This window comes from Lonsdalea quercina subsp. quercina (assembly GCF_000688695.1).
In the GTDB taxonomy this organism is placed as follows: Bacteria; Pseudomonadota; Gammaproteobacteria; order Enterobacterales; family Enterobacteriaceae; genus Lonsdalea; species Lonsdalea quercina_D.
Genome location: NZ_JIBQ01000002.1, coordinates 218324 through 232289, shown reverse-complemented (window position 1 = coordinate 232289; position 13966 = coordinate 218324). Strand labels below are relative to the sequence as shown.

Below are 13966 nucleotides of genomic sequence, written 5' to 3'. Positions count from 1 at the left end.
CGTAGAGGATTCAAGATGGCTACTGGAAAGATTATCCAGGTAATCGGCGCCGTGGTGGACGTCGAGTTCCCTCAGGATGCCGTACCGAAGGTGTACGATGCGCTTGAGGTTGAAAACGGTGCTGAAAAACTGGTGCTGGAAGTACAGCAGCAGTTAGGCGGCGGCGTTGTTCGTTGTATTGCAATGGGTTCTTCAGACGGTCTGCGTCGCGGCCTGGACGTTGCTAACCTCGGTCACCCTATCGAAGTGCCGGTCGGTAAAGCGACGCTGGGTCGTATCATGAACGTGCTGGGCGAGCCGGTCGACATGAAGGGCGACATTGGCGAAGAAGAGCGTTGGGCTATCCACCGCGAAGCGCCGGTTTATGAAGATCTGTCCAACTCCCAGGAACTGCTGGAAACGGGTATCAAGGTTATCGACCTGATGTGTCCGTTCGCTAAAGGCGGTAAAGTCGGCCTGCTCGGCGGCGCGGGTGTAGGTAAAACCGTCAACATGATGGAACTGATCCGTAACATCGCTATCGAGCACTCCGGTTACTCCGTCTTTGCGGGTGTAGGGGAACGTACTCGTGAGGGTAACGACTTCTACCACGAAATGAGCGAATCCAACGTTCTGGATAAAGTATCGCTCGTGTATGGTCAGATGAACGAGCCGCCGGGTAACCGTCTGCGCGTGGCGCTGACTGGCCTGACCATGGCGGAAAAATTCCGTGATGAAGGTCGTGACGTTCTGCTGTTCGTCGATAACATCTACCGTTATACGCTGGCAGGGACTGAAGTGTCCGCACTGCTGGGCCGTATGCCTTCCGCAGTAGGCTACCAGCCGACCCTGGCGGAAGAAATGGGTGTGCTGCAGGAACGTATCACTTCCACAAAAACTGGTTCCATCACGTCCGTTCAGGCCGTTTACGTCCCTGCGGATGACTTGACCGACCCGTCGCCAGCCACCACCTTTGCTCACTTGGATGCAACCGTGGTACTGAGCCGTCAGATCGCGTCTCTGGGTATCTACCCGGCCGTTGACCCGCTGGATTCCACCAGCCGTCAGCTGGATCCGCTGGTTGTCGGTCAGGAACACTATGATGTCGCTCGTGGCGTGCAGTCCATTCTGCAGCGTTACCAGGAACTGAAGGACATCATCGCGATTTTGGGTATGGACGAATTGTCTGAAGAAGACAAACTGGTTGTATCCCGTGCTCGTAAGATCCAGCGCTTCCTGTCTCAGCCGTTCTTCGTGGCAGAAGTGTTCACGGGTTCTCCGGGTAAATTCGTCTCTCTTAAAGAGACCATCCGTGGCTTTAAAGGCATCATGGACGGTGAATACGACCACCTGCCGGAGCAGGCGTTCTACATGGTTGGTTCCATTGACGAAGCCGTGGAAAAAGCCAAGAAACTGTAACGCCTTGATAGGAGGGTGACATGGCTGCTATGACTTACCATCTGGATGTCGTGAGTGCGGAACAGGCAATGTTCGCCGGTCTGGTACAGAAAATTCAGGTGACCGGTAGCGAAGGCGAGCTGGGGATTTACCCTGGTCACGCCCCCCTGCTGACGGCCATTAAGCCTGGTATGGTGCGTATTGTTAAGCAACACGGTGATGAAGAGTTCATCTACCTGTCCGGTGGTACCCTTGAGGTACAGCCGAACGCGGTCACCGTTTTGGCTGATACCGCCATCCGTGGGCAGGATCTTGATGAAGCGCGGGCTCTGGAAGCGAAGCGCAAGGCTGAAGAACATATCCGCAGTTCACACGGTGACGTGGATTACGCTCAGGCCTCTGCTGAACTGAGCAAAGCCATTGCCAAACTGCGCGTTATCGAGCTGACCAGAAAATCGATGTAACAGAAACAGTCTCCAAAAAGCCGGCCGGTGTTTACCTGCTGGCTTTTTTTATACCCGTGGCCGGGCGATATTTAGGGTGGTTAAGACACAAAACCGTCGCTAAATGGACGCCTTTGAGGTTGAAACCGCCAATTCGTCGGCGTTATCACGCAAAATGCGGCCAAGCGGGATTTTTCGCTGAAAAATATGTAGTAATCCGGTGTAATAATAGGGTTAACTTTCATTCGTCCCACTTGGTGGGCACCAATCAGTTTCAGTCAGGATGCCTATGTCGAACAGTGCTATCAGCGTCGTTATTCTTGCCGCCGGCAAGGGAACGCGCATGTATTCCGATCTTCCCAAAGTTCTCCACCCGCTGGCCGGTAAGCCGATGGTTCAACACGTGATTGATACCGCCATGAAGGTGGGCGCCGAGCGTATTCATCTGGTTTATGGTCACGGCGGCGATCGCCTGAAAAAGACGCTGTCCAGCGAAGCGCTGAACTGGGTGTTGCAGGCCGAACAGCTGGGGACGGGGCATGCGATGCAGCAGGCGGCGCCAGCGTTTATTGATGATGAAGATGTCTTGATGTTGTACGGCGACGTTCCGCTGATCGCCGAAGCGACGTTAAAGCGTCTGGTGCAGGCGAAGCCCGAGGGCGGCATCGGTCTGCTGACCGTAAACGTCGACGATCCTACCGGATACGGCCGCATTGTACGGCAGGACCATGCGGTGGTCGGTATCGTGGAACATAAAGACGCCAGCGAGGCGCAGCGTGAGATCTGCGAAATCAATACCGGAATTCTGGTGGCGGGCGGCCGCGATCTGAAGCGCTGGCTAAGCCAACTGACCAACGACAATGCGCAGGGCGAATTTTATATCACCGATATCATCGCGATGGCTGCTCAGGAAGGCCGTCACGTCGCCGCGATCCACCCAGAACGGCCCAGCGAGGTGGAAGGCGTCAACAATCGCCTCCAACTGGCGCGTCTGGAACGCATTTATCAGCAGGAACAGGCGGAAAAGCTGTTGCTGGCAGGCGTCATGTTGCAGGATCCGGCGCGGTTCGATCTGCGCGGCGACGTGAAGTTTGGCCGTGACGTCACCATTGACAGCAATGTCATACTGGAAGGCGATGTCACTTTGGGGAATCGCGTGACGATTGGTGCGGGCTGCGTGATCAAAAACAGCGTCATTGGTGATGATTGTGAAGTCAGTCCATACTCGGTGTTGGAAGACGCCGTGCTGGAAGCGAAGTGCACTATCGGGCCTTTTGCCCGTCTGCGGCCTGGCGCCGAGCTGGCGGAAGGCGCTCATGTCGGCAATTTCGTTGAAATGAAAAAAGCCCGTTTGGGGAAAGGCTCTAAAGCCGGCCACCTGACCTATTTGGGCGATGCTGATATCGGCGCGAACGTGAATATTGGCGCGGGTACTATCACCTGTAATTATGACGGGGCCAACAAGCACCAAACTCTCATCGGCGATGATGTCTTTGTCGGTTCAGATACCCAGCTGGTGGCGCCAGTTCGCATCGCCAATGGAGCGACTCTTGGCGCGGGCACCACGGTGACTCGCGATGTGGGCGAAAACGAGCTGGTGCTCAGCCGCGTCAAGCAGACAAGCATCGCTGGCTGGCAGAGGCCGGTGAAAAAGAAATAAAACGTGGTGACGGCGGCCGCTGATCTATGCGCCCTCGTCGAACAAAGCATCCCGCTCCAGCAGGGCGGGATGAGCATTGTCTTGATGAAAGACGGTTTTGTCCTGCATTTTCAGATTGGTGCGCGAACAGGCAGGCCAAAACATAATAATTCCCCACTCTACAAGGCTCGGGGAGCCCGGAATAAACCGGATTAATCAGGTCAAAGACTTCATCGGTGACACAGTATGTCGCCTCTATAGGAATACCATTGTATGTGTGGAATTGTAGGCGCAGTCGCGCAACGAGATATTGCTGAAATCCTGTTGGAAGGGTTACGCCGTCTGGAATACCGAGGCTATGATTCGGCCGGTCTGGCGGTTGTCGATAACGAAGGGCATATGACCCGTCTGCGTCGTCTGGGCAAAGTCCAGATGCTGGCCCAGGCGGCGGACGAACATCCGCTGCACGGCGGCACCGGGATCGCCCATACGCGTTGGGCGACACATGGCGAACCGTCGGAAGCGAATGCGCATCCGCATGTGTCCGAAAACATCGTCGTCGTGCATAACGGCATCATCGAAAACTATGAGCCGCTGCGAGAAATGCTGACCGCGCGGGGTTTTCGATTCGTTTCTGAAACGGATACGGAAGTCGTCGCGCATCTGGTGCGTTGGGAACAGAAAGAGAACGGCGGCTCGCTGATTGATATCGTTAAACGCGTCATTCCTCAGCTGCGTGGCGCTTATGGCATGGTGCTGATGGACAGCAGCGATCCCAACGTTCTGGTGGCCGCGCGTTCCGGCAGTCCCCTGGTCATTGGTCGCGGCGTGGGGGAAAACTTCATCGCTTCCGATCAGCTGGCGCTGCTGCCGGTGACCCGTCGCTTTATCTTCCTGGAAGAAGGCGATATTGCTGAAGTCACTCGCCGTACGGTACGTATTTTCGATCGTCAGGGGGCGGAAGTGACGCGTGAAGAGATCGAATCCAACGTGCAGTACGATGCCGGAGACAAAGGCGCCTACCGTCACTACATGCAGAAAGAGATTTACGAACAGCCTCTGGCGATCAAAAACACGCTGGAAGGCCGTTTCAGCCACGGCGAGATCGATTTGTCCGAGCTGGGCGCGCACGCCGACGAACTGCTGTCGAAAGTCGAGCATCTGCAGATCATCGCCTGTGGGACCTCATACAACTCCGGTATGGTGTCCCGCTACTGGTTTGAGTCGCTGGCGGGTATTCCATGCGATGTCGAAATCGCTTCTGAATTCCGTTACCGCAAGCCGGCGGTGCGGCGTAACAGCATGATGATTACCCTGTCCCAGTCCGGGGAAACCGCCGACACGCTGGCCGCGCTGCGGTTGTCCAAGTCGCTCGGCTATCTTGGCTCGCTGGCGATCTGCAACGTCGCCAGTTCATCGCTGGTTCGCGAGTCCGATTTGGCGCTCATGACCAAAGCCGGCACGGAAATCGGCGTGGCGTCGACCAAGGCCTTCACCACTCAGCTGACGGTATTGCTGATGCTGGTGGCGCGAATTGGGCGCCTGCGCGGTATGGAACCTCAGGTTGAGCACGATATCGTGCACGCCCTGCAGGCCTTGCCCGCGCGCCTGGAGCAGATCCTGTCTCAGGACAAGCTGATTGAATCGCTGGCGGAAGGCTTCTCCGATAAGCACCACGCGCTGTTCCTGGGCCGTGGCGACCAGTATCCGATAGCGATGGAAGGGGCGCTCAAGCTGAAAGAGATCTCCTACATCCACGCGGAAGCGTACGCTGCCGGTGAGTTAAAACACGGGCCGCTGGCGTTGATTGATGCAGATATGCCGGTTGTGGTGGTAGCGCCTAACAATGATTTGCTGGAAAAACTCAAATCCAACATTGAGGAAGTTCGCGCCCGAGGCGGCGAGCTGTATGTCTTTGCGGATGAAGAAGCGGGATTCACCTCGGACAGCGAAATGATGAAAATCATTTCTCTGCCACATGTAGAAGAGGTTATTGCCCCCATCTTCTACACCGTGCCGCTTCAGCTACTGGCTTACCATGTTGCCTTAATAAAAGGCACCGATGTCGATCAGCCGCGTAACCTGGCGAAATCGGTCACCGTGGAGTAACTAAACTTGCCTCGTCAGCCAGAGAAATCATGTTCATATTCTCTGGCTGACGTTATTTTCCCCTTTTCTTTAACTTCTTTATAAATTTTTCCCTGCCGCCGCCGTTTTATGCCTGACTGACTCGATTTTTATTGGGGGCTTCCCGTTGAGTTGGTTGTTTTAAGAGCATTTGGTTGTCTGTTTTAGGATAACTTTTGTAAAAATATTTTAATCTTGGGTAAAATGTGCGCAATGGTGCATGGTCGTTTCAGGCTTCGCATCCAAGACTGCCGTCTTAACCCAGGCAGACCTAATGGTGACATTCTTACAGGGATTCTATGAAAAAGTTTCGTATTTTGGCCGCGTGTCTGGTGTGTCTTTTCACGTTGGTGGGGTGTTCTTCCCGAAGCGCCTATATTATGAATGTGAATCAACCCATCACAGCCCATTACAGCATTGAACAGGTAAAAACAGCCATTATTCAGGCAGGGCAGCAGCGTGAGTGGGCTATGACGCCAGTCTCTCCCGGAGTGATCAACGGTCATGTCAACCAGCGTGGCCATGTCGCGGATATCCGCATCAACTACTCGACTAGCGGTTATTCCATCAACTACGTCAGTAGCCAGAATCTCAGGGCTGCCAATGGAAAAATCCATCGTAATTACAATCGTTGGATAAACAATTTGGATCGCGAAATTCAATTGCGCCTGTCTGCCCAGCTTATTAAATAACAATCAGGGCCGAATATTTATCATTCGGCCTTTTGCTTTCTGTTTATTTTTCAGGGAAATGCGGTGTTTCACGGATACGATAAAGATAATATCAGCGCGTTGGATGCGATTACTGAAGCTCAGCGTATCGCATTTGCCCCGATTTTGTTTCAGGCGGCCGTTAATTTGCGCAATTATGGCATCCTGTCTTTCTTAGATGAGCGTGGACAGACGGGCGCTTTATTGGATGATATTATCTCCGCCGTTAATTTAGATCGCTATGCTGTCGCGATTTTGTTGGATGCGGGATTAAGCGGTCGTCTTATTTACCTGAAAAATGAACATTATATTCTGAGTAAAACCGGTTATTTCCTCCTTCACGATCGCATGACGCGAGTGAATATGGATTTCACCCAAGACGTTTGTTATCAGGGCATGTTCTATCTCGATAAAGCCTTATCAGAAAACAAACCGGCGGGATTACGCGTTTTTGGCGATTGGCCGACGATCTATCCGGCTTTGAGCGGGTTACCGCCTAAGGCTCGGGAAAGTTGGTTTGCTTTCGACCACTTTTACTCGGATGCGGCGTTTAAAGCCGCGCTGCCCTACGTGTTTCAGTATGGTCCCCGACAGTTGTATGACGTGGGTGGCAATACCGGTAAATGGGCGATGTTGTGCCATGACTACAACCCGGATGTCCACATCACTCTGGTCGATTTACCTGAACAGATAGCGTTAGCGGAAACGGCCGTGGCGCAAGCCGGCAAGTCTGGCCGCATCAGCGGCGTGGCCGCCGACATCCTTTCTGACGATGCTCTGCCGACAGAGGCCGATATCTGGTGGATGAGCCAATTTCTCGATTGCTTCAGCGAAGAGCAGATTGTGTGGATTTTACGCAAGATCACGCGGAGTATGCAGCCGGAAGCCAGGATTTGCATTCTGGAAATATTCTGGGATCGACAGAAATGGGAAGCGGCCGCGTTCAGCCTCAATATGTCGTCGCTTTACTTTACCTGTCTTGCCAACGGTAACAGCCGTTTCTATGCCGCGAAGCGCTTTATACCGTTGTTGGCTCAGGCGGGGCTGGACGTGGAGCAGCAGGTCGACAATATCGGCGTGGGACATACGCTATTGGTCTGTAAAAAAGCTGATGTATCAATAAATTAACGTCAGGGAAAGCGGGTAATCGTGACACGAATAGAAGAAAACCAAGTATGAATTTTGCTTTTACACTCCTTGACTGGCAGGCGAGAGCGCCGGGCTTAAATGATCTTACCGACTGGCAGCGCTGGGCGAAAACGCCCTGTGCCATCGATCCTGAGCAACCCGTGGGCAAATGCCGCCATCTGCCGATGATGACGGCGAGACGTCTCAATAGCGGCAGCCGGCTCTCGGTTGATTGCGGATTNTCTTTGTTACAACAGCATGGCGGCGACGCCGTCGTATTTACCAGCCGTCACGGCGAACTGGAGCGTAACCTGCGCATCCTGATGGCGCTGTCGCAGCAGGAGAGCTTGTCTCCTACCGACTTCACGATGTCTGTGCATAACTCCGCGGTGGGAAGTCTGACTATCGCCGCCCGATCATCATTAGTATCGACGTCGATTGCGGCAGGGCTGGACTCCTTTCAGCAGGGGCTGCTGGAAGTCGCCGCGCTGCATAAGGCGGGATACCGTCATGTCGTGCTGGTGGATTTTGATGGCGCGGTGCCTGCCTTTTTCGACGATAAACTGCCGGAACAGGTGCCGCGCTACCCTTATGCGGTTGCGCTGCTCCTGGCTCCCGGCGATGACCTGACGTGTGCATCCTCTCCTTCAAGTAAGGCGGAAGAGCCTGGAACGCCCCAAAGTCTGCAATTTTTGCAGGCAGTATTAGCGCAAAAGAAGGCATTCAACATTGAGGGCGCCAACGTGAGCTGGCAGTGGAAGGCGCGCTATGAGTGATGATGCTATCGCCCCAATGGCTCCCTCTTCTTGGCTAAACCGGGGCTGGCGGCTGGCGATGACCGGCTTCTGTTTCGGCATGTTCAGCCTGGGCGGACTCCTGCTTTCGTTGGTGTGGTTCAACCTACTGCTGCTGATGCCCTGCGGCGCATTACGCCGCCGGCAGCTGGCGCGTCGCAGCATCTCCGCGAGCTTTCGGTTTTTCCTCTGGTGCGTTCGTACATTGGGCGTGCTGGACTACAAAATAGAAGGGGTGGATACGCTCAGGAGAGACCGCGGTTGTCTCGTTGTCGCCAATCACCCAACGCTGATCGACTACGTCATGCTGGCATCGGTCATGCCTGAGGTAGATTGTCTCGTGAAGGCGGAGTTGCAGAAAAATGTGTTCTTTCGCGGGGTGATCCGTTCGGCAGACTACCTGATCAACAGTCAGTCATACACATTGCTGCCGGAGTGCGAACGGCGCTTGAAGCGCGGCGAGGCCATCATGATTTTCCCCGAAGGGACCCGAACCGACCCCGGGCGGCCGCTGGTCTTGCAACGCGGTGCGGCGAACATCGCCGTTCGCTGCGGCTGCGATCTCCGTGTCGTCCATATTCGTAGCACCCAGCAGACGTTGGGTAAACACGACCGCTGGTACCACATTCCCCGCGTAAAACCGTTTTTGACCGTCACGGTTCAGGAGCGTATTCGCAGCCAGGATTTTGTCGGACAGGGCGACGAACCCTCTTTGGCCGCGCGACGCCTGACTCGTTTTTTACGGGATTCGTTAACGCTTTAATTTCATTATTATTCAAAAAAACAGGTATGAGTTATGGATAGTCTTTTCATTGAAATCAAACAAATGATTATTGATGCACTGAACCTTGACGAGGTGAGCGTCGATGAGATTGAGAACGATGCGCCGTTATTTGGCGATGGGCTCGGTTTGGATTCTATTGATGCACTTGAACTAGGGCTGGCGGTTAAAAACCGTTATGGCGTCGCGCTTTCCGCAGAAAGTGAAGAGATGCGTCAGCATTTCTTCTCTGTCGCCACTCTGGCTGCGTTCATCAACGCACAGAGTTCCGTTAATTCTGATAATAAAACAATGGGTTAATTATGGATAAGAACGATATTTATCAGGAAGTCACCGGGTTGCTGGTTAAGCTTTTCGAGCTTGATGCGGATGATATCACCCCTGAATCCCGCTTGTATGAGGATCTGGAACTCGACAGCATCGATGCTGTGGATATGGTGGTTCACCTGCAAAAACGTATTGGACGGAAAATCTCCCCGGAAACCTTCAAATCTGTACGAACCGTGCAGGACGTCGTTACTGCGGTCGAACATCTACTCAATGAAGGGCAATAGCGCTTCACCGTCAGGGAAAACCCTCTCCAGATTGACGGCCGGGCTGAGCGCACTGCTTACGCTGAGCTGGCCTTTTCTGGTGTGGTTTAGTGTCACGCACCCCCATCAACGCTGGATCCTGCCTCTGCTGGCCCTGGTTTTTCTACTGCGTTTTTACGCGTTATCCAGAGATAAGCGATTGTTCAGAGAAACCGGGGGCCTGCTGGCGGCCATCGGGGCGCTCCTTTGCCTGGCGAGCCTGTGGTTGCAGGATACCCAGTGGCTGATGGGGTATCCGGTGGTGGTGAATCTGGTGATGCTGGGGTTATTTGGCGGATCGCTATACAGCCGCATGCCGCTCGTTGAACGGCTGGCCCGCCTGAAAGAACCTGACCTGCCCCCTCAGGCCATTCGCTATACGCGCAAAGTGACGCAGATGTGGTGTCTGTTTTTCGTGTTTAACGGCAGCGTAGCGGCATGGACCTGTCTGGCGGGCAATATCCGCTGGTGGACCCTGTGGAATGGGCTGATGAGTTACGTGTTGATAGGGATAGTGATGGGTGGAGAATGGTTGATACGCCAACGCCTGAGAAAGAGATGATGAAGACGATAAAAGTCTCTCCGGTCAGCGACTGGTTATCGCTGGAGAATGGCGCGCAACGCCGAGTGGCCAGCCAAGGTTCGCAGGTGTTTACGCTTGCCATGCTGCGTCAGCAGGTGACTTTACTGTGCGAGCAGCTGTTGGCCCACAACGCCCAGCGGTGGGCGCTTTGTTTTGAAGACAGCTATCTGTTTACCGTGGGGTTGCTGGCGTCGCTGCATGCGGGTAAGACACCCATTATTCCCGGCCACTGCCGTTCGTCGGTGCTGCAAGAGCAGATGAGCGATTTCGATGGCGTACTCACGGATATCGCGCTGCCTTTGGATTGTCCCGTCGTGACCCTCAATGCCGAAACGCATCCGGCATCGCCCGCCGGCGATCTGCCGACGATGCCGGATAACGCCTGCGTGGTCCTGTTCACCTCGGGATCTACCGGCAAACCCCGGCAGGTGGTTAAGCCGGTCAGCTGCCTTGATGAGGAGTCGCGTTGGCTGGGGGCGCTGTGGGGCGAGCGTTTGCAAGATTGCCACGTTGTGGCCTCCGTTACGCATCAGCACATGTACGGCCTGACATTCTGTATCTGGTTGCCCATGGCATTAGGCCTGAGCTTCGAGAGCCGACAAATCATGTACACCGAACAGCTGGCGGCATTCCCCCGCGAACAGCGCTACGCTTTTATCAGCAGTCCGGCCTTCTTACGGCGTCTGGATTACGCATTGGCGGTGCCGCGCTGTCAGCTGATTGTCTCTGCGGGAGGCGCGCTGCCCTGGGGATCCGCGCAGAAAGCGGCTCAGGGGTTAGGCCATCCGATCGACGAGATCTACGGCAGTACCGAAACCGGCGTCATGGCATGGNGTTCGCGTGACGGAGAAAAGACCGTCTGGACACCGTTCGACGGCGTGACGCATCAGGCGGATGACACGGGCGACTGGTGGGTGCGTTCGGCCCTGATTCCACAGCCGGAAGGGATTCGACTGGACGACAAGCTGGCGTTCACCGGCGACGGGCGGTTCGAACTGTGCGGTCGTCACGATCGTATTTTGAAAGTCGAAGATAAGCGTATTTCTCTCAGTGAAATCGAACGTCGACTGCTGTCACTGCCTGAAATTGAAGACGCGGTAGCGGTGCAGGTCATGCGGGGCGACCGTGCATGTATCGGCGTGGTGCTTGTCCTCAAAGCCCCTCATCTGGCCGCCGACCTGCCGAATCTGAAACGAAAATGGCGTCATGAGCTGCATCAGTGGCTGGAACCGGTCGCGATGCCGCGGTTATGGCGCATTGTCGAGGCCATTCCCGTCAACACGCAGAGCAAGCGCGCCTGGCCACAAATACAGGAGCTTTTCCATGCTGCCCGTTGAGATCTCCCGGACAACCCATGAGGGCCAGGCGGAGCTGATGCTGAGCGCCGACGAGCGTCTGTTTTGGTTCCGCGGCCATTTCCCCGAACAACCGCTGCTCCCCGGCATCGCTCAGCTCGACTGGGCGATGCGTTATGGCGTGGAGATCCTGGCGCCGCAGTGGCGTTTCAGCGCGGTGGAAAGCCTCAAGTTTCAACGCCCCGTACTCCCGGGCAACACGCTGCGTCTTACCCTGAACTGGAAGAAAGACAAACGACAGCTGGCGTTTAGCTACCACATCGTGCAGGCGCAAGGTGACGAACTGCCGGCAAGCAACGGGAAAATTACCCTATGTCAGTGAACCGCGATTTCTTACCCTGCGTAGTGATCCCTTGCTATAACCACGGCGGCATGATGCCCGGCGTTCTGGCGCGACTGGCGTCTTTCGATCTGCCTGTTTTTATCGTGGATGACGGCAGCGAGACGGCCACGCGGCAGCAGTTGGAACAACTGGCCCGCGAAAACGATCGCGTGGCGCTGGTGCGTCTTGCGAAGAATCAGGGTAAAGGCGCGGCGGTGATCGTGGGGTTCGAAACCGCTGCGGCCGCAGGCTATACGCACGCGTTGCAGGTGGATGCGGACGGACAGCATCAGATTGAGGATATTCCTCGGCTGCTGGACGACGCCCGCGCGTACCCTGAGAGCCTGATTTCGGGGCGTCCGCGTTATGACGCCTCCGTGCCTAAATCTCGCCTCTACGGCCGCTACGTCACCCATTTCTGGGTCTGGGTCGAGACGCTTTCCCTTTCGATCAAAGACAGCATGTGTGGATTTCGAGTTTACCCGTTGGCGGCCACGCTGGCGCTGACGTCTCAACGGACGATAGGCCGACGGATGGATTTCGACACGGAAATCATGGTCCGGCTTTACTGGCAAGGCACCGCCAGCCGTTTCATTGAGACGCGCGTCACCTATCCAGACAACGGCATCTCGCATTTTGACGCGCTGCGAGACAATCTTCGTATCTCCTGGATGCACACCCGCCTGTTTTTCGGCATGTTGCCGCGCATACCCTCTCTCTTGTTCCGCCGTCGCCGCACGCACTGGGCGCGGATTGCCGAACGTAAAGGTTTGCTGGGCATGCGCTTCATGTTGGCCGTCTATCAATGGCTGGGACGGCGAGGTTTTTCCCTGCTGCTGTGGCCCGTCATCGCTTTTTACTGGTTAACCGGAAAGTCGCAGCGGCAGGCGTCTAGCCAGTGGCTGGCTCAGGTTCATGACTATGCGGATGGTCAGGGCATTGCGCTGCCGCGTCCCTTGAACAGCTATCGCCATTTTCTGCGTTTTGGCTACGCGATGCTGGATAAAATCGCCAGCTGGCGCGGGGAGTTGCACTGGGGTAAGGAGATCGACTTTGCGCCGGGCGCGCTGGACGTCATCCATCAAGGACGGGAGCGGGGACAATTGATCCTGGCCTCACATCTCGGCGACATCGAAGTGTGTCGTGGTATGGCCCAACAGGTCAGTGGATTGGTGATAAATGCACTGGTATTTACTGATAATGCCCAGCGTTTCCGGCAGATTCAGGAGAGCATGACGCCGCAGGCGGGCGTGAATCTGATCCCCATTCGCGACATCGGACCGGAAACCGCGATGCTGTTGCAGCAAAAGCTGGATGCGGGCGAGTGGGTCGCGATAGTCGGCGACCGCCTTGCCGTCCATCGTCATCGCGGCGTTCAGCAGCGCGTCGTCTGGAGTGATTTTATGGGACGTCCCGCTCCCTTCCCGCAGGGGCCGTTTATTCTCGCGGCCGCGCTGCGCTGCCCGGTGTTATGTATGTTTGTCCTTCGTGAGCAAAACCAGCTTCGGGTTTACTGCGAGCCATTCGCCGATCCGATTGTGCTGCCCAGAAGGTCGCGCCAGGAGGCGTTGCAACAGGTTATCGACCGCTATGCCGGGAGGCTGGCGCACTATGCGCTGAAAGCCCCTCTCGACTGGTTTAATTTTTTTGATTTTTGGAGTTTGCCGGACGAGACGTCGGCAGATAGGAAAAAACAATGAGTGCACTGAACGATCCCCGCCTGAGTCACGATGTGGAGATAACGGTTTCATTCCACGATTGCGACCCGATGGGCGTGGTGTGGCATGGCCACTACTTCCGCTTTTTCGAGGTGGCGCGTGAAGCGCTGTTGAGCAAGTTCAACTATGGCTACCGGGAAATGAAGGCATCCGGCTACGTCTGGCCGGTCGTGGATACCCGCGTTAAATACCGCTCGCCGCTGACCTACGAACAGCGTATTCGCGTTCGCGCGACGGTGGAAGAAGTGGAGAACCGGCTGCGGATCGCCTACCAAATTTTCGATGTAGAGAGCGGACAACGCACCACTACCGGCTACACCATTCAGGTGGCGGTGGAGGAAGGAAGCCAGACGCTGAGCTTTGTCTCGCCCGATATCCTGCTGGAACGACTGGGAGTAACACTGTGAAAATACTCGG

15 protein-coding genes are annotated in these 13966 nt (G+C 55.4%); all 15 read left to right on the top strand.

Annotated elements, in window-relative coordinates; translation table 11 throughout:
- Window positions 1–15 precede the first annotated feature (15 nt).
- The 15 genes from atpD (at window position 16) to SB13_RS01120 (ending at window position 13956) form a co-directional block, all read left to right on the top strand.
- Window positions 16–1398 carry a F0F1 ATP synthase subunit beta gene (atpD, locus tag SB13_RS01190; RefSeq protein WP_026738604.1) on the top strand — a complete coding sequence of 461 codons (1383 nt, stop codon included), beginning with the start codon at window positions 16–18 and terminating at the stop codon, window positions 1396–1398.
- Window positions 1399–1427: 29 nt separating this feature from the next.
- Window positions 1428–1841, top strand: coding sequence for a F0F1 ATP synthase subunit epsilon (locus SB13_RS01185; protein WP_026738603.1), 414 nt, complete (start codon window positions 1428–1430; stop codon window positions 1839–1841).
- 268 nt (window positions 1842–2109) lie between these two features.
- On the top strand, window positions 2110–3480 hold the full coding sequence (glmU, locus tag SB13_RS01180) for a bifunctional UDP-N-acetylglucosamine diphosphorylase/glucosamine-1-phosphate N-acetyltransferase GlmU (RefSeq protein ID WP_026738602.1): 1371 nt from the start codon (window positions 2110–2112) through the stop codon (window positions 3478–3480).
- Between the two features lie 252 nt (window positions 3481–3732).
- The gene (gene glmS, locus SB13_RS01175; protein ID WP_026738601.1) at window positions 3733–5568 is read left to right on the top strand and encodes a glutamine--fructose-6-phosphate transaminase (isomerizing); all 1836 of its coding nucleotides are present in this window, start codon (window positions 3733–3735) and stop codon (window positions 5566–5568) included.
- A gap of 317 nt (window positions 5569–5885) precedes the next feature.
- Window positions 5886–6278, top strand: coding sequence for a hypothetical protein (locus SB13_RS01170; protein ID WP_026738600.1), 393 nt, complete (start codon window positions 5886–5888; stop codon window positions 6276–6278).
- Window positions 6279–6341: 63 nt separating this feature from the next.
- The gene (locus tag SB13_RS01165) at window positions 6342–7424 is read left to right on the top strand and encodes a methyltransferase (RefSeq protein WP_026738599.1); all 1083 of its coding nucleotides are present in this window, start codon (window positions 6342–6344) and stop codon (window positions 7422–7424) included.
- Window positions 7425–7471: 47 nt separating this feature from the next.
- Complete coding sequence (locus SB13_RS01160; RefSeq protein ID WP_026738598.1) at window positions 7472–8200, top strand: beta-ketoacyl synthase chain length factor; 729 nt, start codon at window positions 7472–7474, stop codon at window positions 8198–8200.
- Window positions 8193–8981 (top strand): lysophospholipid acyltransferase family protein, encoded by a 789-nt coding sequence (locus SB13_RS01155; protein ID WP_026738597.1) that lies wholly within the window; start codon window positions 8193–8195, stop codon window positions 8979–8981. The genes SB13_RS01160 and SB13_RS01155 overlap by 8 nt, the downstream gene beginning before the upstream one ends.
- A 33-nt stretch (window positions 8982–9014) precedes the next feature.
- Window positions 9015–9299, top strand: a complete 285-nt coding sequence (locus tag SB13_RS01150; protein WP_026738596.1) for a phosphopantetheine-binding protein — start codon at window positions 9015–9017, stop codon at window positions 9297–9299.
- Between the two features lie 2 nt (window positions 9300–9301).
- Window positions 9302–9553 (top strand): acyl carrier protein, encoded by a 252-nt coding sequence (locus SB13_RS01145; RefSeq protein WP_026738595.1) that lies wholly within the window; start codon window positions 9302–9304, stop codon window positions 9551–9553.
- Window positions 9540–10133, top strand: a complete 594-nt coding sequence (locus tag SB13_RS01140; protein ID WP_051619044.1) for a COG4648 family protein — start codon at window positions 9540–9542, stop codon at window positions 10131–10133. Before SB13_RS01145 ends, SB13_RS01140 begins: the two co-directional genes overlap by 14 nt.
- A complete protein-coding gene (locus tag SB13_RS01135) occupies window positions 10133–11491 on the top strand; it encodes an AMP-binding protein (protein ID WP_026738593.1) in 1359 nt (452 codons plus the stop codon). The genes SB13_RS01140 and SB13_RS01135 overlap by 1 nt, the downstream gene beginning before the upstream one ends.
- Window positions 11478–11831, top strand: a complete 354-nt coding sequence (locus SB13_RS01130; RefSeq protein WP_026738592.1) for an ApeI family dehydratase — start codon at window positions 11478–11480, stop codon at window positions 11829–11831. Before SB13_RS01135 ends, SB13_RS01130 begins: the two co-directional genes overlap by 14 nt.
- Window positions 11822–13531: a glycosyltransferase family 2 protein gene (locus SB13_RS01125; protein ID WP_026738591.1), complete on the top strand. Its 1710-nt coding sequence runs from the start codon at window positions 11822–11824 to the stop codon at window positions 13529–13531. Before SB13_RS01130 ends, SB13_RS01125 begins: the two co-directional genes overlap by 10 nt.
- On the top strand, window positions 13528–13956 hold the full coding sequence (locus tag SB13_RS01120; protein WP_026738590.1) for an acyl-CoA thioesterase: 429 nt from the start codon (window positions 13528–13530) through the stop codon (window positions 13954–13956). The genes SB13_RS01125 and SB13_RS01120 overlap by 4 nt, the downstream gene beginning before the upstream one ends.
- Window positions 13957–13966: the final 10 nt, after the last annotated feature.